Source organism: Cupriavidus sp. SK-4, from assembly GCF_000611125.1.
Taxonomy (GTDB): domain Bacteria; phylum Pseudomonadota; class Gammaproteobacteria; order Burkholderiales; family Burkholderiaceae; genus Cupriavidus; species Cupriavidus necator.
Genome location: NZ_JFJW01000154.1, coordinates 1,225 through 24,043 on the forward strand (window position 1 = coordinate 1,225; position 22,819 = coordinate 24,043).

Annotated in this window: 10 protein-coding genes and 3 pseudogenes; 7 read left to right on the top strand and 6 right to left on the bottom strand. The window is 71.0% G+C overall.

What is annotated here, in order from left to right; translation table 11 throughout:
* Positions 1–6: 6 nt before the first annotated feature.
* Complete coding sequence (locus tag CF68_RS30495) at positions 7–300, bottom strand: GYD domain-containing protein (RefSeq protein WP_013953318.1); 294 nt, start codon at positions 298–300, stop codon at positions 7–9.
* Positions 301–564: 264 nt separating this feature from the next.
* Positions 565–1,086: a MarR family winged helix-turn-helix transcriptional regulator gene (locus CF68_RS30500; protein ID WP_035826357.1), complete on the bottom strand. Its 522-nt coding sequence runs from the start codon at positions 1,084–1,086 to the stop codon at positions 565–567.
* 142 nt (positions 1,087–1,228) lie between these two features.
* Here CF68_RS30500 and badH point away from each other — a divergent pair.
* The 4 genes and pseudogenes from badH to aliA form a co-directional block, all read left to right on the top strand.
* Positions 1,229–1,993 (top strand): annotated as a pseudogene (badH, locus tag CF68_RS30505) (2-hydroxycyclohexanecarboxyl-CoA dehydrogenase); the annotation flags it as partial.
* A 32-nt stretch (positions 1,994–2,025) separates the two neighbouring features.
* Complete coding sequence (gene badI, locus CF68_RS30510) at positions 2,026–2,814, top strand: 2-ketocyclohexanecarboxyl-CoA hydrolase (RefSeq protein WP_035826363.1); 789 nt, start codon at positions 2,026–2,028, stop codon at positions 2,812–2,814.
* A gap of 30 nt (positions 2,815–2,844) precedes the next feature.
* A pseudogene (gene aliB, locus CF68_RS30515) lies at positions 2,845–3,982 on the top strand (cyclohexanecarboxyl-CoA dehydrogenase).
* A gap of 46 nt (positions 3,983–4,028) precedes the next feature.
* Positions 4,029–5,673, top strand: a pseudogene (gene aliA, locus CF68_RS30520) (cyclohexanecarboxylate-CoA ligase).
* Positions 5,674–5,721: 48 nt separating this feature from the next.
* On the opposite strand, the gene CF68_RS30525 reads toward aliA, so the two are convergent.
* Genes CF68_RS30525 through CF68_RS30540 form a run of 4 tightly spaced genes read right to left on the bottom strand, consistent with a single transcriptional unit; the run spans position 5,722 to position 8,986 of the window.
* Positions 5,722–7,146: a diaminobutyrate--2-oxoglutarate transaminase gene (locus tag CF68_RS30525; protein ID WP_035826365.1), complete on the bottom strand. Its 1,425-nt coding sequence runs from the start codon at positions 7,144–7,146 to the stop codon at positions 5,722–5,724.
* A gap of 10 nt (positions 7,147–7,156) precedes the next feature.
* Positions 7,157–7,978 (bottom strand): 4'-phosphopantetheinyl transferase superfamily protein, encoded by an 822-nt coding sequence (locus tag CF68_RS35635; protein ID WP_161786886.1) that lies wholly within the window; start codon positions 7,976–7,978, stop codon positions 7,157–7,159.
* Positions 7,965–8,783 carry a thioesterase II family protein gene (locus CF68_RS30535; RefSeq protein WP_051591763.1) on the bottom strand — a complete coding sequence of 273 codons (819 nt, stop codon included), beginning with the start codon at positions 8,781–8,783 and terminating at the stop codon, positions 7,965–7,967. The genes CF68_RS35635 and CF68_RS30535 overlap by 14 nt, the downstream gene beginning before the upstream one ends.
* A complete protein-coding gene (locus CF68_RS30540) occupies positions 8,780–8,986 on the bottom strand; it encodes an MbtH family NRPS accessory protein (protein WP_010810192.1) in 207 nt (68 codons plus the stop codon). Before CF68_RS30540 ends, CF68_RS30535 begins: the two co-directional genes overlap by 4 nt.
* Before the next feature lie 383 nt (positions 8,987–9,369).
* Here CF68_RS30540 and CF68_RS30545 point away from each other — a divergent pair, with 383 nt between their 5' ends.
* From CF68_RS30545 to CF68_RS30555, 3 genes are all read left to right on the top strand, one after another.
* A complete protein-coding gene (locus tag CF68_RS30545) occupies positions 9,370–10,317 on the top strand; it encodes a TauD/TfdA family dioxygenase (RefSeq protein ID WP_051591775.1) in 948 nt (315 codons plus the stop codon).
* A 70-nt stretch (positions 10,318–10,387) separates the two neighbouring features.
* Entirely contained in the window at positions 10,388–19,729 is a 9,342-nt protein-coding gene (locus CF68_RS30550; RefSeq protein ID WP_200872616.1) for a non-ribosomal peptide synthetase, read from the top strand.
* A complete protein-coding gene (locus tag CF68_RS30555; RefSeq protein ID WP_051591764.1) occupies positions 19,722–22,814 on the top strand; it encodes an amino acid adenylation domain-containing protein in 3,093 nt (1,030 codons plus the stop codon). Before CF68_RS30550 ends, CF68_RS30555 begins: the two co-directional genes overlap by 8 nt.
* Positions 22,815–22,819 lie beyond the last annotated feature (5 nt).

Here is a 22,819-nt window from a genome sequence, read left to right on the forward strand (position 1 = left end):
GATGGCTCAGCCCATCTTGCCGAGAATGCCCTGCATCTCGTCGCTGTTGAAGGCGCGCAGGGTTTGGGTGCGCACGTTGCCGGCCGCGCCGATGGTCAGCCCGAAGCTGGTCATGGTCTCGTCGTCGGGCGCTTCGACGGTGAGCACGATGTCGTATTCGCCCAGCGTCCAGTAGATGTCCTTCATCTGCACGCCCAGGCGCGCTCCCATCTCGCGCACGGCGGCGGCGCGCTTGGTGGTGTCCTTGACGGTGCGGATGCCCTGGTCGGTGAAGCTGGCTAGCACGATGTAGCGGGTCATGGCGGGACCTCCGGTTATGGCTGGATCGGTCGCCGTCCCGGCGACGTGCATGGCGCAAGCGGCCGGGGCAGTGGTTCAGGGCTTCGGGGCGTGGCGAGGCGCGAATGGCATGGCGCTTCGCCGTTGATGCTCGCGATGTCTGAGCAACTTCATGCCAACGCATATTGCGCGCCAGTCGGCGCGGCAGGCCAGAATGCGGACCGCGGGCGCGCGGCCGGCTGTTCCGGCCGGCCAGTGTGTTTCAGTTGCGATACTGCGTGCGGCTCAGTCCTGTGGACTGCCACCGTCCGCGCTGTCGGGCGTGTCTAGCGCGCGCATGTTATCCAGCAACTTGAGCAGGTAATGCAGCGTGTGCGTCAGGTCATTGGTAGAAAAACCCGCCAGCGCCTGCTCGTAATAGGCACGGATCTTCGGCTGCGCCTGGTGCAGCCAGACCTCCCGTCCCGGCTCGCTCATCCGTATCAGCCGTGAGCGGCGGTCGCGGCCGTCCGGGGCCAGCGTGACGTGGCCGTCGCGTTCCATCCGGCTGACCAGTCCTGACAAGTTCTGCCGACTCACCATCAGATAGCGGGCCAGGTCGCCCACGCTCATGCCATCGGCGGCTTCCGGACGCGACAACGCGCCGAGCACGGCCCACTGCTGCGTCGTCAGGCCCTCTGCCTCGACGGCTCGTGATCCCGTTTTATGCAACATAGTTGCGCATTGGTACAGCCGGAAGAAAAGCCGGTTGGCCAGTTCCATGCGCGCGTTTGTCGGGAATTCTGCTCCTGATTCCGGGTTAACCATAGTCTTTTCCACAGTGTTGGCGTCTTGCGCAGGCAACGACTGCCTCCTATTATAGGTAAATATATTTACCTAATTGGCGGTGCGATGTGACGGCGTCATGGCCGGCACGATAGCACCGGAATCCTGAAAGGAGAACGCTGCGCAAGGACTTGAAGGCAAGACAGTCATCGTGACCGGTGGTGGCGGAGGTATCGGCGGCGCAACCTGTTTGCGCTTTGCGCGCGCCGGGGCGGCGGTGGGCGTGCTCGACCTGAACCCGGAAGCGGCCGAGCGCGTCGCCGGCCAGATCCGCGAGGCTGGCGGGCGCGCGTTGGCGCTTCGCTGCGACATCACCGAGCGCGCCAGGGTGGATGCCGCGGTGGCGGCGGTGGAGCAGGGCCTGGGTCCGGTGGACGTGCTGGTCAACAACGCCGGCTGGGATGTGTTCAAGCCGTTCATCAAGACCGAGCCGGCGCAATGGGAGCGGCTGATCGCCATCAACCTGACCGGCGCGCTGCACATGCACCACGCGGTGCTGCCGGGCATGGTCGAGCGCCGGCGCGGGCGCATCGTCAACATTGCCTCGGACGCGGCGCGCGTGGGTTCGTCCGGCGAGGCGGTCTATGCCGCGTGCAAGGGCGGGCTGGTGTCGTTCTCCAAGACGATTGCCCGCGAACACGCTCGCCACGGCATCACCGTCAACGTGGTGTGCCCGGGGCCGACCGAGACCGCACTGTTCGAAGACTACAAGCAGGGCGCGGGCAACCCCGAGAAGCTGGTGGAAGCCTTTACCCGCTCGATCCCGCTGCGCCGCATCGGCCAGCCCGACGACCTGCCCGGCGCGGTGCTGTTCTTCGCCGGCGACGACGCCGCCTTTATCACCGGCCAGGTACTGAGCGCGTCCGGCGGCCTGACCATGAACGGCTGAACCCACAACTCAATCAGACCACGGAGACCACCATGCAATACGAAGACATCCTGTACGAAGTGCGCAACGGCGCCGCCTGGATCATCATCAACCGCCCGGAAAAGATGAACGCCTTCCGCGGCCGCACCTGCGACGAACTGATCCACGCCATCAACCGCGCCGGCTATGACCGCGAAATCGGCGCCATCGTGCTGGCCGGTGCCGGCGACAAGGCCTTCTGCACCGGCGGCGACCAGTCCGCGCACGAGGGCCAGTACGACGGCCGCGGCACCATCGGCCTGCCGATGGAAGAACTGCACAACGCCATCCGCGACGTGCCCAAGCCGGTGGTCGCGCGCGTGCAGGGCTATGCCGTCGGCGGCGGCAACGTGCTGTGCACGATCTGCGATTTCACCATCGCGTCGGAGAAGGCCGTGTTCGGACAGGTCGGGCCGAAGGTCGGTTCGGTCGACCCGGGCTACGGCACCGCCTTCCTGGCGCGCGTGGTGGGCGAGAAGAAGGCGCGCGAGATCTGGTACATGTGCCGCCGCTATCCGGCCGCGGAAGCGCTGGCGATGGGGCTGGTCAATGCGGTGGTGCCGCACGAGCAGCTCGATGTCGAGGTGCAGAAGTGGTGCGACGAGATCATGGAGAAGAGCCCCACCGCCATCGCCATCGCCATCGCCAAGCGCTCGTTCAACATGGACACCGCGCACCAGGGCGGCATCGCGGGCATGGGCATGTACGCGCTCAAGCTCTACTACGACACTGAGGAATCGCGCGAGGGCGTGAAGGCCTTCCAGGAAAAGCGCAAGCCCGACTTCCGCAAGTACGCCAAGTAAGCCGTGCCGTCCGAACGAGCGGAGACCACCATGAATCCCTACCTTGACGAAGACCTGACGGCGCTGGCTGAGCACGCGCGCCGGTTTGCCGATGCGCGCGTGGCGCCCGGCTACCTGGAGCGCGACCGCACTCGCGTGCTCGACCGCGCGCTGATGCGCGAAATGGGCGAGATGGGCTTTATCGCGCCTGAATTGCCGGAACAGTATGGCGGTCAGGGCATGGGCTCGCTGGCCGCGGGCGTGATCCATGAAGCCGTGGCGCGCGCCGACCTGAGCCTGTCGTACATCAACCTGCTGGCTTCCCTCAATGGACAGATCCTGGCGCACCATGCGCAGCCGGAAATCGCCGCGCCGTGGCTCCAGCGCCTGACGCGCGGCGAGGCGCTGCTGGCGATCGCACTGACCGAGCCGCGCGGCGGCTCCGACGCAGCCAGCCTGCGCCTGCGCATGGAACGCGATGGCGACTTCTATGTGCTCAACGGCGAGAAGACCTCGATCTCCGCCGCCGACCAGGCCGATGCCGCGGTGGTCTTTGCCCGCAGCGGATCGGTCGAGTCCGGCGCCCGCGGGGTCTCGGCCCTGCTGGTGCCGATGGACCTGCCGGGCATCACGCGCAACCGCTTCGACTGCCACGGCCAGCGCGCCATCGGGCGCGGCTCGATCTTCTTCGAGAACGTGCGCGTGCCCGCCAGCCACCTGCTCGGCAAGGAGGGGGAGGGGTTCGTGCAGGTGATGCAGGGCTTCGACTTCTCGCGCGCGCTGATCGGCCTGCAGGTGCTGGCGGTGGCGCAGGCCGCGCTGGAAGAGACCTGGGCCTACGTGGCCGAGCGCCAGGCCTTCGGCAAGCCGCTGTCGGCCTTCCAGGGCGTGTCGCATCCGCTCGCCGATTTCGAGACCCAGGTGCAGGGCGCGCGCCTGCTGTGCCTGCAGACGCTGTGGCTCAAGGACCGTGACCTGCCGCATACCGCCGAGGCGGCGATGTGCAAGTGGTGGGCGCCCAAGCTGGCGTACGACGTGGTGCACCAGTGCCTGCTGTAGTTCGGCCACGGCGGCTATGGAACAGCGCCTGCGCGACGTGCTCGGCTTCCAGATCGGCGACGGTACGGCACAGATCATGAAGACCATCATCGCCCGCACGCGTGCGGGGCGCGAAGCCGTACCGGCCTGATGCAGCGACACGACCGTCCGAGCCAGCCGATAAAGAGGAGACACCCATGGATTTCGACGCCGTACTGATCGCGCCGCGCCGTGCCGCCAGCATTGCCGCCGGGCACTGGCACGACCGCACCGTCAACGATTACCTGACCGCCTGCGTGCGCGACCGGCCCGACGCCCCAGCGCTGACGGCGCTGAGCATCGACAGCGGCTGCGTGACGCGCTTCACCTGGCGCGAGCTGGCCCGGATGGCAGGCCGGGTGGCGGTCGGGCTCAACCGCCTCGGCATCGGCGCACAGGATGTGGTGTCGTGCCAGCTGCCGAACGGCTGGCACCTGACCGTGCTGTATCTCGCCTGCGCGCGGCTGGGCGCGGTGCTCAACCCGCTGATGCCGATCTTCCGTGAGCGCGAGCTGTCGTTCATGCATGGCGCATGCGCAATGCAAGGTGGCGGTGGTGCCGCAGGCATTCCGCGGCTTCGGCCATGCGCAGATGCTGCAGGGTTTGCGCGAGGCATTGCCGGCGCTGCGCCACATCGTCGTTGCCGGCGGCGATGGCGCGGACAGCTTTGAAGCACTGCTTAGCGGTCCCGCCTGGGAAGATGAGCCCGATGCCACCAACATCCTGCTGCGCAGCCGCCCCGGCCCGGACGACGTCACCCAGCTGATCTACACCTCCGGCACCACCGGCGAGCCCAAGGGCGTGATGCATAGCGCCAACACGCTGTTCTCCAACATCGTCGCCTACGCCGAACGGCTGCGCCTGACCGGCGACGATGTGGTGCTGATGGCCTCGCCGATGGCGCACCAGACCGGCTTCATGTACGGGCTGCTGATGCCGGTGGTGCTCGGCGCGCATGCGGTGCTGCAGGACATCTGGGAACCTGCGCGCGCCGCCGCGCTGATCCGCAAAGAGCGCGTGACCTTCACCATGGGCTCGACGCCGTTCCTGACCGACCTGGCGCGTGTGGTGGCGGAGTCCGGCGCGCCGGTCCCCAGCCTGCGCACCTTCCTGTGCGCGGGGGCGCCGATTCCCGGCGCGCTGGTCGAGCGCGCGCGCGAGGCGCTCGGCGCGAAGATCGTGTCGGCCTGGGGCATGACAGAGAACGGCGCGGTCACCACCACGCTGCCGGATGACAGCGACGAGCGCGCCTCGACCACCGACGGCTGCCCGCTGCCAGGTGTCGAAATCCGAATCGTGGACGGTACCGACGCCGATGTGCCGCCAGGGGAAACCGGCCGCCTGCTGGTGCGCGCCTGTTCCAACTTCGGTGGCTACCTGAAGCGCCCGCAGCTCAACGGCACCGATGCCGATGGCTGGTTCGACACCGGCGACCTCGCACGGCTGGATGCCGGCGGCTACCTGCGCATCGAGGGGCGCAGCAAGGACGTGATCATCCGCGGCGGCGAGAATATCCCCGTGCTGGAGGTCGAGACCCTGCTGTACCGCCATCCCGCGGTCTCGCAGGTGGCCATCGTCGCCTACCCCGATGAGCGCCTGGGCGAGCGCGCCTGCGCCTTTGTCGTGCCGCGCGCCGGCCAGGCGTTCGACCAGGCGGCGATGGTGGACTGGCTCAAGGCGCAGAAGATGGCCCTGCAGTACATCCCCGAGAAGCTCGTGGTGCAGGACGCCTTGCCGGCCACGCCCGCCGGGAAGATCCAGAAATTCCGGCTGCGCGAGATGCTGCGCGGCGACGCGTCCTGAAGCTGGTTCCGCGGTGGCCCCGGCCACCGCGGAACGGCGCGCAAGCGCTCAGCGGCATTGCATATGCGCCGCGCCGACCGCCTCGCCGAACAACTCGGCCACCAGGTCGATCTCGGCCTCGCCGATGACCAGCGGCGGCAGGAAGCGCACCGTGGCGCCGTGGCGTCCGCCCAGTTCGACGATCAGCCCGCGCTGCAGGCATTCGCGTTGCACCGTGCGCGCGAAGGTGCCGTCGGCCGGGTAGGCGCCCACCGCGTCGGGCTCGGCACGTTCGTCGATCAGTTCCACCCCGATCATCAGGCCGCGCCCGCGCACTTCGCCGATCGCGGGGCACGCGGTATGCAACTGCCGCAGCCGCGTGGCGAGGCGCTGGCCCATGGTCTCGGCATGGGCAACGATGCCCTGCGCGACCAGGGTGCGGATGGTGGCGGAGCCCGCCGCCATCGCCAGCTGGTTGCCGCGGAAGGTGCCGGCATGCGCGCCCGGCTGCCACGCGTCGAGCGCGCTGTCGTAGATCACCACTGACATCGGCAGCCCGCCACCGATCGCCTTGGACAGCACCAGCACGTCCGGCACGATCCCGGCGTGCTCGAATGCAAACATGCGCCCGGTGCGGCCCAGCCCGGTCTGCACTTCATCGAGCACCAGCGCGATGCCGTGCTCGCGGGTGATGCGGCGCAGTTCACGCAGCCAGCGCGCGGGCGCGGGAATCACGCCGCCTTCGCCCTGTACCGCTTCCACCACCACCGCCGCAGGCGGCAGCACGCCGGACTCCGGGTCGGCCAGCATCTGCTCGATATAGCGCAGGCCCGCGTCGATGCCGGCGTCGCCGCGCAGGCCGAACGGGCAGCGGTAGTCATACGGGTAGGGCAGGAACTGCACGCTGCCGCCGAGCGCACCCAGCGGCGCCTTGGGGCCGAGGTTGCCCATCAGCGCCAGCGTGCCGTGCGTCATGCCGTGGTAGCCGCCGGCGAAGCTCAGCACCGTATGGCGGCCGGTGGCGGTCTTGGCCAGCTTGAGCGCCGCCTCGATGCCGTCGGCGCCGGTGGGACCGCAGAACTGGATGCGGGCGCGTGCGGCGAACTCGGGCGGCAGCAGCCCGAACAGGTCGTCGACAAAGCGGTCCTTGACCGGCGTGGCCAGGTCCAGCGTATGCAGCGGCAGGCCGCTGTCGAGCGTGTCGCGCAGCGCGCGCACCACCGCCGGGTGGTTGTGGCCGAGCGCCAGGGTACCGGCCCCGGCCAGGCAGTCGATGAAGAGCTGGCCGCTGGTATCGCGCAAATACACGCCATAACCCTGTTCCAGCGCCAGCGGGATGCGGCGCGGATAGGAGCGGGCGTTGGACTCGCGCGCGGACTGGCGCTGCAGGTAGGGGTTGTCGTCGAGCCGGATCGGCGCTTGCCGGACGAAGGCGCCAGCCGAGAACGGCGCGGGTTGGCCGTGGGCGTGCGTGGCGAGCGAGGGAGGCGTCATGGTTTCGTTCCTAACGGGGGCGTTGAACAGGGACGTTGACTGCAGGGCCCGGCATCGAGGCTGCCGGACAAGTTGGGTTGGCCGCGCGCGCAGGCAGCTCGCGCGGCGGATACTGCCGGTGCACGACGCGCGCGGCGGCCAGTGGCGTGGCCAGGCTGGCAACGTAGCGGGTATCGTGATCGGGCTGGCCACACGCATCGTGGATATGCCAGACGCGCAGGTCGGCCCCGGCGCGCGCCAGCGGCGGCACGCAGGCAGCGCACGCCGGCAGCGCCACGCGTACCGATTGCGGCGCAGCCGACAGCCCGGTGCCGACGGCCTTGCTGCACGCTTCCTTGGCGGTCCACAGGCGCAGGAAGGCGAGCATGGCGTCCTGCGGCTGGCGCTGCGCCAGCGCGCTCAGCCAGCGAATTTCGTCGGGGGCGCAGGCCACGGCCGCGCTGTCGTGCCAGGCGGGCCACGACATGTCGGCGCGCCAGGCTTCGATGTCGATCCCGACCGGCTCGCATGACAAGGCAATCACGGCGCGCGTGCCGCTGTGGCTGACGTTGAACTGCAGGGCCGTTGTGTCCTTGCCGCCGAGTTCGGGCTTGCCGAAAGCGTTGGCGACCAGCGGCACGGCGTCGGGCGCCATGCGCAGGCAGTGCCCCAGGATCGCGCGCAGGGCCGAGCGCGCCGCGGTGAAGCGGGCGCGGTCGGCGGGCTGCCGGAACGCGGCGGCGCGCACGCGTTCATCTGCTGATAACGTGGACAGGTCTGCCGCGGCGTCGACTGCCACGTGCCAGACGTGGATCTCGCCGTGCGCTGGCGCGGCCATGTCAGGCGAGAGCATGGCCGTGGTCTCCGGCGGTGCGGATCGCGCAACCGAGTACGGCTTCTGTGACCGCGTCCAGCACGTCCTGCGCCGCTTCATGCAGGAAGAAATGCCCGCCCGCGAATAGCCGGTGGCTGCAGTCGTGCAGGGTCTCGTCGCGCCACGCCGCCAGCATCGCGGGCGGGGCGTGGACGTCGTCCCTGCCGCCGAGCACGGTGACCGGACAGCCCAGCCGCGGGCCGGGACGGTAGCGCCAGGCCTCGCACAACGCGATATCCGCGCGCAGCACGGGCAGGAAGAAGGCGAGCGCTTCCGGCGTTTCGCGGATCTCGGCCGGCATGCCGCCCATGGCGGCGATGACGTCGGCAAAGGCGCCGTCCGGCAGGCTGCTGAACGGCGGCCGTGCCGACGGCAGCGCGGGCGCGCCGCGCCCGGACACCACCAGCGCGGCAGGGGAGAGGCCATGCACGGTCTCGAGCACGCGCGCGGTCTCGAACCCCAGCAGCGCACCCATGCTGTGGCCGAACAGCGCAAAGCGCGGCGCTTCGGCTCGGGCCGCGCGCGCGATCGAGGCGGCCAGCGCGCTGGCCAGCGCATGGATCGATGCGCCATGCGGTTCGGCAGTGCGCGTGCCGCGTCCGGGCAGGCATACCGGCGCCAGCTCGATCGCGGCGGGCAGCGCGGCGCGCCAGCCGTGGTACGCGGTATGGCCGGCGCCGGCATAGGGCAGGCAGTACAGGCGCACGCGATCGCCGGCAGCCGGCCCGCTGCGGCCCGGCATCACGGCGTACCAGGGATCGCGCATCGGCTGCGCGGGGCTCATGCGCCGGCCAGCGCGCGCTGCAGGCTCAGCGGACGCATATCGGTCCAGACCGTCTCGATATGGGCCAGGCACTCGTCGCGGCTGCCCTGGAAGCCAACGCTGGCCCATCCTGCCGGTACGGGCTTGTAGTCGGGCCAGATCGAATACTGGCCTTCATCGTTGCGGACGACGTGGAAACGCGTGTCGGGATGATCCCAGCTCATGGCTGTGCTCCTTCAGGTGGTTTGAGTTGCCGTCGCAGTCGGTGCCGCGCCGGCAAGGAAAACGTTGAAGACAACAAAAACGTCGAAGGCTACATCGTAAATGATAATGATTTGTATTTCCATTCGTAAATATTTCCGGTAGACTCGCCTTCCATCCAATGTGCAGACATTGTTCGCGTGGCCGCGCCCCTCCCGCCTCAGGCCCCGCTGCAACGCCTCTTCCGGCGCCGTGCGGCAAGCGCGAACGAACCCAGCGAGGGAACAGGGATATGGATTTGGACACGACCGCTACCATCGCCGACCTCCATGCGGACCATCGCGCCGGCTCCGGCGCGGCTGCCACCGCAGCGACAACCGGGGCGGGCGCGCTGCGCACCGCGCCGATGTTTGCGCACAGCGCGCTGCCGCTGGTGGTCACGCCCGACGGCGATACCGACTGGCGCCGCCAGTTCGGCGCCATGGCCGCGATCGCCACGGAGCAGTTGCCGCGCGTCGGCGGCGTGCTGTTCCGCGGCTTCCGCTTTGACGACGATTCGGATTTCCGCGCCTTCGCCAGCGCCTTCGGCCATCCGCTGCTGAGCTATGAGTTCGGCTCGACGCCGCGCTCGCAGGTGAAGGAGGGCGTCTATACCTCCACCGAATACCCGGCGCACCAGGTCATCCCGCTGCATAACGAGCAGTCGTACACGCTGCAGTGGCCGATGAAGATCTGGTTCCATTGCGTGCAGCCGAGCGAGACGGGCGGCGAGACGCCCATCGCCGACAGCCGGCTGGTCTACCAGCGCCTGGAGCCCGTCATCCGCGAACGCTTCGCCGCGCGCCGGCTGATGTACGTGCGCAACTATGGCAATGGCCTCGACCTGAGCTGGCAACGCGCCTTCAACACCGAGGACCGCGCGCAGGTGGAGCGCTTCTGCCGCGCACAGCAGATCGAATTCGAATGGAAGGCCGATGGCGAGCTGCGCACGCGCCAGCTATGCCAGGCCGTCGCGCGGCATCCGGTGACTGGCGAGATGGTGTGGTTCAACCAGGCCCACCTGTTCCATGTCTCGGGGCTCGCGCCCCACGTGCGCGAGGCCTTGCTCGCCGTGGTCGGCAGCGTCGACGAACTGCCGCGCAATGTCGTCTACGGCGACGGCGCGCCGCTGGAGGACGACGCCCTTGCCACCATCCGCGCCACGCTCGACGCCTGCACCGTGCGCTTTCCATGGCAGCAGGGCGATGTGCTGATGCTCGACAACATGCTGGCCGCCCACGGGCGCGGCACCTTCAGCGGCCCGCGCCGCGTGATCGTCGCCATGGCCGAGCCCGCGCCGCCCGGCCTGGGCTGATCCCGCCGCCGTCCTGACGCCCACTGGCCGCCCTGCGGGCCAGGGCTTTGTCATCTCCAACGTTTTCGCCATGTCATCTTCCGTAGCTTCCCTGCCGGCCGAAACCGGCGCCCTGATGCGAACCCTGCGCGCCGATGGCGTGCGCCTGCGCCTGCAGGACGGGCGCTGGCGCGTGGCCGATGGCTGCGTCGCCAGCCCCGAGGCGCTGGACGCCGCGGCCGCGCTGCTCGCTACGCGCGCCGCCGAGGCCGATGCCTGGCTGGCCGCGCATCCCGGCTATTTCGACCGCTATCCCGCCGGGCCCGGCCAGCTGGCGCTGCTGGCCTTCCATCGCCGCCATCCGCACAGCGCCGCGTACAACATGGTGTTCACGATCGAGCTGGCGCCGGGCCTGCGCTTCGACCTGCTGGAGCAGGCCGCGCGCCATGTGGTGGATTGCCACGAGGCGCTGCACAGCGCCTACCTGGACGAGGACGGCGAGATCGTGATGGCGCGGCCGGCCGGCTTTGAAGCCGAGGTTTCGCTGACGCGCGCCGACGGCCTTGCCGAGGCCGATCTGATGGCCTGGTTCGAGCGCGAAGCGGACGAGTCGTTCGACCCCGACGCGGGCCAGGTCTGCCGCTTCCGCTTCCTGGTCTCGCGCCAGGCCGACGGCACCGATCGCATGTGGATGTGTGCCGGCATGCACCATATCGCCGGCGACTACCTCGGCTTCGAGACGGTTTGCGACCAGATCCTTGCGACCTACGAAGCGCTGCGTGCCAATGACCCGGCCAGTCCGCCGATGGCGTCGCAGGCGGGCCGCTACCGCGACTGGCTGGTGCGCCAGCGCCAGTTGCTGGCGGGGCCGCGTGGTGCATCGCTGCGCGCCTACTGGGACAGCGTACTCGAGGACGCGCCCGCGGCGCCAGCGCTGGCCGGCGAGCGCGCTGTCGAGCCCCGCCTGCGCGGCGCCGAGCTTGAATTCCACCTGACGGCGCAACAGACGCAGGGCCTGCGCGACCTCGCCGCGCGGCTGGAGGTCAGCGTCTTCGTGGTGATGCTGGCGCTGTTCAAGATCGTGCTGCACCGGGCCAGCGGCGAGGACGACTTCCTCATCGGCACGCCCACGGCCGGACGCTCCGGCGCACAGCATGCCGACCTGATCGGCTATACGCTCAACGCCGTGCCGTTGCGCGCGGATTTCTCCGCCAACCCGGCCTTTGCCGCGGTGGTGCGCGACTGCGCCCGCCAGATGCGCGGCGCATTGCGCCACCAGCAATATCCGCTGGCGCGCATGGGCGGCGCGGATCGCACCTCGGGACCGTTGTTCCGGCATATGACGACCTTCGTGCCGGTGGGCCCGCGCAAGGTGCTGGGCCGCTACCTGCTGCGCGAATACCTGGCCACGCAGCGCGGTGCGGCCAACGACATGAATTTGCGCTGGCAGGACGAAGGCGAGCGCCTGCGCGGCCAGTGGCGCTATGACGCCGACCGCTTTGCCCCGGAGGCAGTGCAGCGGCTGATCGCGGCGCTGCGGGTTGCGGTGGATGCGGTGATCGACAACGCCGCGGTGCGTGTCGGCGATCTGTCCTTGTTCGATGCGGCGATGCTTTCGCATGCGCAGGCCAGTGGCACCGCAACGCAAGCCCACGCCACCGCGCTGGCGGCCTTCGAGGCCGGCGTGCGCGCGCATCCGGAGCGCCTTGCGGTAGACGCTGCCGATGCGCAGTTGTCCTACGGTGCGCTCGACGCTGCCGCCTCCGCGCTTGCTGCGCGATTGCAGCAAGATGGCGTGCGCCCCGGCGACGTGGTCGGCCTGCTGCTGCCGCGTGGCGCCGGCATGGCCGTGGCCATGCTCGCCGCGTGGAAAGCGGGCGCCGCGTTCCTGTGCCTCGACGCAGCCATGCCCGCCGCGCGGCTGGCACAGCTGGCGGCCGATGCGCACCTGAAAGCGGTAGTGGGCGAGGGTGGCCGGCCACAGTGGCTGGCGGATGCGCTGCCCGATGCAGGCTGGCATGCCGCCTCCCTGGAAGCAAATGCTGCAACCCTCCCGTCGACATGGCCCGCTGCCGTGCCTGCCCAGCCGGCCTACCTGATCTACACCTCCGGCTCGACCGGCACGCCCAAGGCCGTGGTCGTCACGCAAGGCAACCTCGCGCACTACGCGGCCGGCGTGCTGCACGCGCTGGCCCTGCCGGCGGGAGCGTCGATGGCGTCGCTGTCCTCCGTGACCGCGGACCTGGGCCACACCGCCTGGTTCGGCGCGCTGCTGGGCGGCCACACGCTGCGCGTGCCGGACGATGCGCTGGGCGAAGACCCCGAGGCCCTCGCCAGCGCCCTGGCAGCCCGGCCGGTCGATTGCCTGAAGATCGTGCCCTCGCACCTGCGCGCGCTGCTGGCCGTCGCCGATCCGGCGCGGCTGGTGCCGCGGCAATGCCTGGTGTTCGGCGGCGAGGCGCTGGATGCGGCGCTGGTGGCGCGCGTGCAGGCCCTGCGTCCGGCCTGCCGCGTGGTCAACCACTACGGGCCTACTGAAACCACCGTCGGCTGCCTGACGCACGCGGTGCCATCGAGCGGAGCGCCAGGTGCGATTCCGGTCGGCCATCCTCTGCCCGGCGTCAGCGCCCACGTGCTGGATCGCCACCTGAATCCCGTGCCGCGCGGTGCCGCAGGCGAACTCTACGTCGGCGGGGCCGGCGTGGCGAGCGGCTACCTGCGCCGCCCGGCGCTGAGCGCCGAGCGCTTCGTGCCGGATCCGTTCCAGAGCGGCGGCCGCCCGTACCCCCCCCGCCGCCNCGGCGACCGCGTGCGCATGACTGATGACGGCGCCATCGTCTTCCTTGGCCGTGCCGATGCCCAGGTCAAGATCCGCGGCTTCCGCGTCGAACCCGGCGAAGTTGAAGCCTGGCTGCGCCAGGCGCCGCACGTGCGTGATGCGGTGGTGCTGGCGCAGCCCTCGCCCGCAGGCGAAGGCCTGCGGCTGGTCGCCTATCTCGTACCTGCAGACGGCTTCGACCTGGCCGCGCTGCGCACCGCCATGGCCGCGGCACTGCCTTCGCCGATGCTGCCGGCGGCCTTCGTGTCGTGCGATGCCTTCGCGCGGCTGCGCAACGGCAAGGTCGATCGCAAGGCCTTGCCACCGGTGCACGATGAAGGCGCCGCTCCTGCCCGCGCCACCTCCGGGGATGACACCGAGGCCACACTGGCTCGCCTGTGGGCCAGCGTGCTCGGGCGCGATGCGGTCTGTGCCGACGACAACTTCTTTGCCCTGGGCGGCGACTCCATCCTCGGCCTGCAGCTGGTCGCGCAAGCGCGCCAGGCCGGTCTGGCGCTGACGCCCAAGCTGCTGTTCGCCCATCCCACGCCCTCGGCATTGGCCGCCGCGCTGCGCGCGTGCGCCGCACCGGCCGACGCAAGTGCTGCCATCGAGCAGACGTTGCGCACGCTCTGGCGCGAGATCCTCCAGCGCGACGAGATCGACCGCGATGCCGACTTCTTCGCGCTTGGCGGCGATTCCATCCTGGCGCTGCAGATCGTGGCCAAGGCCCGCGCGCAGCAACTGATGCTGGCGCCCAAGGACCTGTTTGCGCACCCGACGCTGGCGCGCCTGTCGGCGCATCTCGCCGCGCGCGCGCAACCTGCCGCCGCTCCCGCTGCGACGCCGGCTGTGGCACAGCCATTTGCGCTGAGCGGTTGCGACGCGCCAGCACTGGAGCGCCTGCGCGCCGCGCAGGGCGGCATCGAGGATGCCTATCCGCTGTCGCCGCTGCAGGAAGGGCTGCTGTTCCACCACTTGCGCGACGGCGGCAACGGCGCCTACGTCAACCAGCTGGTGCTGGAAATCGACGGGCCGCTCGACCCGGCGCGGATGGCCGCCGCGTGGCAGGCGCTGCTCGACGCCCACCCGATCCTGCGCACCACCTTTATCGCGCCGGGCGAAGCCGGTTGCGGCGACCGCGCGCTGCAATGCGTGCATGCCCGCGCCACGTTGCCGGTGGCAGTCGAGGACTGGCGCGGCAATGACGGACCGGCGCTGGCCGAGCGGCTTGCAGCCTGGTGCGGCGCCGACCGCGCGGGTGGCTTCGACCCGGCGGCGGTGCCGCTGATGCGGCTGGCACTGCTGCGCACCGGCGAGCAGGGATGGTGGCTGGTCTGGAGCCGGCACCACCTGATCGTCGACGGCTGGGGCTCGGTGCAACTGCTCGACGAGGCTTTGGCCCGCTATGCCGATCCGGCCCATGCACCGAAGCCGCGCCGGCCCTACCGCGATTACATCGCCTGGCTCGCCGCGCAGCCCGCGACGGCGCGGCAGGCCTTCTGGCGCGAGGCCTTCGCCGGCCTGCCCGGTCCCACCGTGCTGCCTGGTATCGCGCCGGCGGCCGCGCACACCAATGCGGTGCCGTTGTGCCGCGACCTGGTGCTGCCGGCCGGACTCGATGCCAGCCTGCGCGCGCTGGCCGCCGCGCATCGCGTCACCCTAAATACCGTGATGCAGGCGGCGTGGGGCATCGTGCTGGCGCGCCATTGCGGCAGCGACGATATCGTCTTCGGCGTGACCTCCGCCGGCCGGCCCTCGGGCCTCGACGGCGCCGAGCGCATGCTGGGCGTGTTCATCAACACACTGCCGCTGCGGCTCCGTCCGCGCGGCCCGCTGGCGGTGGCGGACTACCTGCAGGCCACGCAGCACGCCGGCATCGCCATGCGCGAGTTCGAGCACGCCGCGCTCGCCGCGATCCAGGCGCAGGCCGGCACCGGTGGCGCGCTGTTCGACATGCTGATGGTGTTCCAGAACCTGCCCGACCTGAACGACCGGGCACGCGAGGTGGCGGGCCTGCGCCTGTGCCAGCACGACAACATCGAGCAGACCCACTACGGCCTGACGCTGGAAGTGATGCCCGATCGCCGCTTCACCATCCGCTTCACCTGCGATGCCGGCCGCGTTGAGTCGGAACGCCTCGCGCAATGGATGGACGCGTACGCGGCCGTGCTGGCATCGCTGGCCGAGGGCGCGGCGCATGTCGGTGCTGTCGAAATGCTAGAGCCAGCCACGCGCGCACGGCTGCAGGACTGGGGCGCGAGCGATGACACCAGCGTGTCGCCCGCCGCCCTGCACGACGACTATATCCAGCACGTGGCGCGCCGGGTTGCCACGCATCCGGGGCGCATGCTGGCGCACTGCGGCGACGCCGCACTGACTTATGGCGACTGGTGGCAACGTGCCGGCCGGCTTGCCGAGGGCCTGCGCGCCGCGGGCGTGACGCAGGATGGCGTCGTCGCAGTGCTGATGCCGCGCGGGCTCGACTGGCTGGTCGCGTTGGCCGGTATCCTGCGCGCCGGCGCGGCCTGGGTGCCGCTCGACGTCAGCCATCCCCCGGCGCGCTGGCAGCAGGTGCTGGCGCAGGCGCGCCCCGCGCAGGTGCTGACGGATGCTGCAGGCGTTGCCGCGCTCGCCGATGCAGGCGTCACCGGTGCCCGGACGCTGGCCGCCGTAGAGGCCACCGCTGCGGGATCAACGTCATTGCCGGCATCGTCGCACCCCGCCCAGCTCGCCTACGTGCTCTTCACCTCCGGCTCGACCGGCGTACCCAAGGGCGCGTTGGTCACGCGCGCCGGCATGCTCAACAACATGCTGGCCAAGGTGGTGCCGCTGGGGCTGGGCGAGGGCGATGTGATCGCCCAGACCGCGCCGCCGTGTTTCGACATCTCGGTATGGCAGGCGCTGGCCGCCCCGCTGTTCGGCGCCCGCGTGGAGATCGTCGCCGACGACGTGGTGCGCGATCCGTCCACGCTGACGGCGCTGCTGGCGCAGCGCGGCGTCACGCTGTTCGAACCGGTGCCGTCGCTGTTGCAGGCCATGCTCGACTGCCAGGCCGCGGAGGGCCGCGACGCGCCGCTGCCGGCGCTGCGCTGGGTGCTGCCCACCGGCGAGGCACTGCCGCCCGCCACCGCGCGCGCCTGGATCGGGCGCTACCCGGCGGTGCCGCTGATGAATGCCTACGGGCCCGCGGAATGTTCGGACGACGTGGCCTTCCACCCCTTGTCTGCCGATAGCCTGGAGCAGGCCGGCGACACCGTGCCGATCGGCCGTCCCACCGCCAATGCCGTGCTGCAGGTGCTCGATGCCGACGGCAACCTGGCCGCACCCGGCGTGATCGGCGAGATCGCGGTGGCCGGCGCCGGCGTGGGCCGGGGCTACCTGGCCGACCCGCGCCGCACCGCGGCCGCCTTCGTGCCCGATCCGACCGGCGCCCCGGGCAGCCGCCGCTACCTGACTGGCGACCTCGGCCGCTGGCAGGCCGACGGCGTGCTGGCATACGTGGGCCGCAAGGACTTCCAGGTCAAGCTGCGCGGCTACCGCATCGAGCTGGGCGAGATCGAGGCCGTGCTGGCCGCACATCCCGCCGTGCGCCAGGCGCTGGTGACGGTGTACCAGGCCGCCGGCAGCGAATGGCTGACGGCCTACTGGCAGCCAGAAGCCGGCCACGCGCAAGCCGTGCTGGAAGCGGAGCTTGCCGCCAGCGTCGCGGCGCGGCTGCCGGCCTACATGGTGCCGGGCGCGTGGGTGTGCATGCCGGCCTGGCCGCTCAACGCCAACGGCAAGATCGACCGCAAGGCGCTGCCCGCGCCGCAGGTGGCAGCCGCCGGCGAGGAGGGCGATCCCCCGGCCAACCCGGTCGAGCAAGCCGTGGCGGAAATCTGGGAGGCACTGCTCCCCGGCGTGCGCGTTGGCCGCGACAGTCATTTCTTCCGCCTCGGCGGCCATTCGCTGATCGCCACCCGCGTGGTCGCACGCTTGCGTGCCACCGGCCACGCACAGGCCGCACTGCGCGATGTGTTCGAAGCTCCGGTGCTACGCGACTTTGCCGCGCGCCTGGCCACGGCGGCGCCTGCGGCGGCGATGCCGGCGCTGATGCCTGTCCCCCGCGCCGCGCGCATGCCGGTATCGATGGCGCAGCAGCGGCTGTGGCTGGTCGAGCGCCTGCAGGGCAATGCTGGTGCCGCCTACAACATGGCTGGTGCGCTGCGCCTGCGCGGGGCGCTGGATGTTGCCGCGCTGCGCCAGGCCCTGGCCGCCGTGGCCGCTCGCCACGAGATCCTGCGCACCGCCTATCCCGACGACGACGGCGAACCGTTCGCCCGCATCGATGCCGCCGCCGGCATCGGCCTGCCAATGGCCGACCTACAGGCGCTGGCGCCGGAGGCCCGCGACGCGGCGTTGCGCGAGGCCATGCGCGAACATGCGTCACGGCCCTTCGCGCTCGGCCAGGCGCCGCTGTGGCGCGCCACGCTGCTGCGCTGCGCACCGCAGGAACACGTGCTGCTGGTCGCGATGCACCACCTGGTGTCCGACGGCTGGTCGGTCGGGCTGCTGCTCGACGAGATCACCCATGGCTACTGCCGCGCACTGGCGCCGAACCAGGTCCCACCGCTGCCGCCGCTGGCCCTGCAATACGCCGACTATGCCGCCTGGCAACGCGACTGGCTGCGCGGCGCCGCGCTTGACCAGCTGACCGCCTACTGGCGCGGCGCGCTCGCCGGCGCGCCGGCGGCGCTGGCCTTGCCGGCCAACCGCGCGCGCCCGCCGGTGGCGCGCATGGAAGGCGATGCCGTACCGCTGCACATCGACGCCGCGCGCATGGCGCAGGTCCATGTGCTGGCCCGGGCCGCGCAGGTCACGCCCTTTATCGTGCTGCTGGCCAGCTTCCAGTGCTGGCTGCACCGCGTCACCGGCATGGACGACCTGGTGCTCGGCACCGACGTCGCCGGCCGCCACGACGCGGCGCTGGAGCCGCTGATCGGCTTCTTCGTCAACGTGCTGCCGCTGCGCTCCCGGCGCGTCGCCGGCGCCAGCTTCCGCGACACGCTGGCGGCCTGCCGGCGCGACGTGCTGGCAGCGTTCGAGCATGACGGCCTGCCGTTCGACCGCATCGTCGAGGCCGCCGGCGTCGCGCGCGACCGCAGCCGCAATCCGCTGGTGCAGGCGCTGTTCGTGCTGCAAAACACGCCGGCCGGGCAGCTCGCCATGCCCGGCGTGCATACCGAGATGCTGCCGCCGGTGGAGCGCAATTCCAAGTTCGACATGGCGCTGTTCCTTGAGCCCGAGGGCGGGCAGGAAGCCGCCGCGCTGCGCGGCGACTGGGTGTTCGCCACCGCCTTGTTCGAGCGGGCCACGGTGGGGCGCTTCGCCAGCGAGTGGCTGGCCACGCTGGACGCGCTGCTGCGCGCGCCGGACCAGCCCGTCGACCACGTCGCCGAACTTGTCCCGGGCGCCGCGCGCCCGACCCAACCGAAACCCGAGGAGTCCCGAACCATGGAAACCAGCCAACGCATGACGGCCAAGCTCGACCAGCTCAAGTCGCTGGCGCGGCCACGCCCGGCCGCCCTCGCTCCCGCCGCGGTGCCGTCCGCCGCCGACCCGGCCAGCCAGGTGCGGCTGCGCCCGCTGCGGGCCGGTGAGGTCTTTCCCATCGTGATCGAGCCGGCGGCGCCGGGCCTGGATCCCGTCGCCTGGGCCGCCCGGGCGCGCGGCCTGATCGTCGACACGCTGCATCGGCACGCGGGCGTCGTCTTCCGCGGCTTCGACCTGCCCACGCCGCAGGCCTTCGAGGCCTTTGCCGAAGCGATGCATCCCGGCCTGTACGGCAGCTATGGCGACCTGCCCAAGAAGGAGGGCGGCCGCAACACCTATCGCTCCACGCCGTACCCCGAGCGCCAGATGATCCTGTACCACAACGAAAGCGCGCACCTGGAGCGCTGGCCGCGCAAGCAGTGGTTCTATTGCGAGCTCCCGTCGGCCATCGGCGGCGCCACCCCGATCGTTGACTGCCGCGAACTGCTGCGCCGCCTGCCGCCCGCGCTGGCCGCCGAGTTCGCCAGCCGGCAGCTGATGTACGTGCGCACCTTCACGCCGCGGCTGGACGTGGACTGGCGCGACTTCTACAAGACCAATGACCGCGCCGAAGTCGAGGCGCGCTGCCGCGCCGCCGGCATCGACTGCCGCTGGCTGGACGGCGACATCCTGCAGACCCGCACCGTATGCCCGGCCATCGTCAGCCACCCGGTCACCGGCGAGCGCAGCTTCTTCAACCAGGTGCAGCTGCACCACGTGTCGTGCCTGGAGGAAGACGTGCGCGAAGACCTGCTCGAGATGGTGGGGCTGGAACGCATGCCGCGGCATGTGATGTTCGGCGACGGCACGCCGATCCCGGACGAGGCGATGAAGCTGATCGGCGAGCTGTACGAGGCCTGCGCCGTGCGCTTCGACTGGCAGCGCGGCGACGTGGTGATGCTCGACAACATGCTCGCCGCGCACGCCCGCGACCCCTATGAAGGCCCGCGCAAGATCGTCGTCGCGATGGGCGATATGTTTGAACGCACCCAGCTCGACGGCTATGCCGCCGCGGTGCCGCAGGAGAACGCCGATGCCTGAGCTGCAGTCCGCCTGGACCCCGACGCCCGAACAGCAAGCCGCCTGGCAGCAATGGCGCAACGCGCCGGCGCCGGGCGCGCATATAGCGCGTATCTCGCTGCACAGCCAGCCCGACCCTGCCACCGTGGATGCGGCGCTGGCCGCGCTGCGCGCGCGGCATGAAGCGCTGCACACCGCGTATATCGACGATGGCAAGCAGTTGGTGGCATGCATGCCCCAGGCGGGCACCGAAGGTGTGGCCACGGCCATCGCCGCGCCCGGCGACGCGCCGTCGCAGCCCTTGCTCGACCCGGCGACCGGCGACGTACTGCGCGCCTGCATCAGCCCGCTGCCCGCGGGCGGCGCCACGCTGTGGCTGCTGGTCAGTCCGCTGGCGGCAGACCGTAGCACCGTGCTGAGGCTTGCCGAAAGCGTGCGCGATGCAGTGGATGCGCCGGCACGGATCGATGGCGATGAGGAATTGCCGCTGCAATACGCGCAATACGCCGACTGGCAGCAAGGCGCGCGCCTGGGCGAAGACGGCACCGGCAGCGCCGGCCGCGCGTACTGGCAGGCGCAGGCCGCCGGCCTTCCGGCCCCGCTGCGCATCCCCGATGCGCTGGCCGGAACCACCGCAGCGCAAGGTAGCAACACCTGGCGCCACACACTGCATGGCGCGCACCGGCAGGCGCTGGCCGCGTCGGCACGACAGTTCGGGACCACGCCCGAGCGCGTGGTGCAGGCGGCCTGGTGGACCGTGCTGGCGCGCCTGTGTGCGCAGCCGGCGTTCAGCGGCGCATGGCTGCACGACTGCCGCCGCGACTATGACGTGATGGCCGATGCGGCGGGCGTGTTCGTCAAGGCGCTGCCGGTCAGCGTGGTTTGGGACGGGCAGCGCAGCGTGGCCGAGCACTGGCGCGCATGGCTGCCGGGACTCGACAGCCATGCCGCCTGGCAGGAAGCCTGGCAGCCTGGGGATGCCGCGCCTCGTATCGGGTTTGCGGTATCGCCGCTGCCGCCCGCCGGCGTGGCGATGGCCAGCCCGGCATGGCCCGGCTTCGACCTGGTGTGCGAGGTGCTGGACGACGGGCAGGGCATGGCGGCGCTCGCGCTGTATGCCCGCGCAGGCGTCCTGCATCCGCGCGTGGCGCAGTGGGTGCTGGCGCATCTGGCGGCTCTGATCGGCACATTGCCAGTGGCGCTCGATGCCCCGCTGGAATCGCTGTCGTGGCCGGTGGACGATACCTTGCGCGTGCCGCAGTGCTGGACGGGCGAAACACCCGCGGATGCAGGGCAGAGCGTGCTCGCACGCATCGCCCAGCATGCCCGGAAGACACCGGATTCACTCGCGCTCGATGCCGCAGACCTGAAGCTCGACTACGCCGGCCTGCAGCGCACCGTGCAAGCCGCCGCGCAACGGCTGCGCGCGCTCGGCGTCGGCCCCGGCACGCGCGTGGCGCTGGCGCTGCCGCGCAGCGGCGCGCTGGTGGCGAGCCTGCTGGCGGTATGGGCCGCGGGCGGCGCCTATGTGCCGCTCGATCCGGCGTGGCCGCAGGCGCGCCGCCGCAGCGTGCTGGCGCAGTCGGCGCCGGTGCTGACCATCGCGCAGCAGGCTGCCCACGATGACGCCACGGTGATCAGTGCCGATGCGCTGCTGGCCGAGGCCGCACAGGTTGATGGCGAATTTGCCAGCGCACAGGAAGACGCCGCCTACGTGCTCTTCACCTCCGGCTCCACCGGCGAACCCAAGGGCGTGGTGATCGGCCACCGGCAGATCAGCCACTACACCGCGGCGGTGTGCGAGGCGCTGTCGCTGGCGTCGTGCCGGCGGCTCGGCCTGACGTCGTCGGTCGCGGCTGACCTTGGCAACACCACGCTGTTCGCCGCACTGTGGCAGGGCGCCTGCCTGGCGGTGGCCAGCGATGACGACATGGCGCATCCTGCCGCCTTCGCCCGTTACCTGCGCGGGCGCGAGGTCGACGCCATCAAGATCGTGCCGTCGCACCTGGCGGCGCTGCTGGAAACCGACGCCCCAGCCATGCCCGCCACCGTGATCCTGGGCGGCGAGCCCTTGCCCGCCAGCCTGGTGCAGGGGCTGCGCCGCCACGCACCGGACTGCCGGATCTTCAACCACTACGGCCCGACCGAAACCACCATCGGCGTGATGGTCCACGCCATCGGGGCGGAGGATCCGGCGTGGCCCGCCGGCACGGCGCCGCTCAGCCGGGCCCTGGGCGCGACGCGCGTGCGGCTGCTGGACGATGCCTTGCGCCCGGTCCCGGCCGGCGTGGCCGGGCAGCTCTACGTCGGCGGTCCGCAACTGGCGCATGGCTACCTCGGCCGCCCGGACCTGGACACCGCGGCGTTTGTCGACGACCCGTTCGCGGCAGGGCAGCGCCTCTACCGCACTGGCGACCTGGCGCGCGCCACCCCCGCCGGCCTGCAACTGCTGGGCCGCGCCGACCAGCAGGTCAAGATCCGCGGCATCCGCGTCGAGCCGGCGGAAGTCGAGGCAGCGTTGCTGGCCCAACCGGCGGTGGCGCAGGCTGCGGTCTGTGCCGCGCCCGGCCCCGGCGGCGCAGCCGTGCTGTGCGCGTTCATCGTGCCGGCATCGGCCGGCTCCGCCGACTCGGATGCGCTGCGGCGCGCGCTTGCCGCCATGCTGCCCGACGCGATGGTCCCGTCGCGCTTGAGCGCGCTGCCTGCGCTGCCGCGGCTGCCGAACGGCAAGACCGACCGCGCGGCGCTGCGCACGCTGGCCGCATCGCAGGGCGACATTGCCGCACCGGCGCCGGAAGTTGCCACGGAATCCGCTGCCAATGCCGTGGAGACCCTGATCTGCGCGCTGATGGCCGAACTGCTGGAACAGGGCCGGGTCGACCCGCACGCCGACTTCTTCGCGCTCGGCGGCCATTCGCTGCTGGTGATCAAGCTGGTGGCGCGGCTGCGCCGGCGCCTGCAGGTGGAGATCGCGCCGGGCGTGGTGTTCGACCACCCGACCGCCCACGCGCTGGCCGCGGCCGTGCGCAGCGAGACGGCGGGCGAACTCGATGCGCGCGCGCTCACCGCCCTGAGTGCGGCGCCACGGGTTGCCGTGGCCGCCTGAGCGCT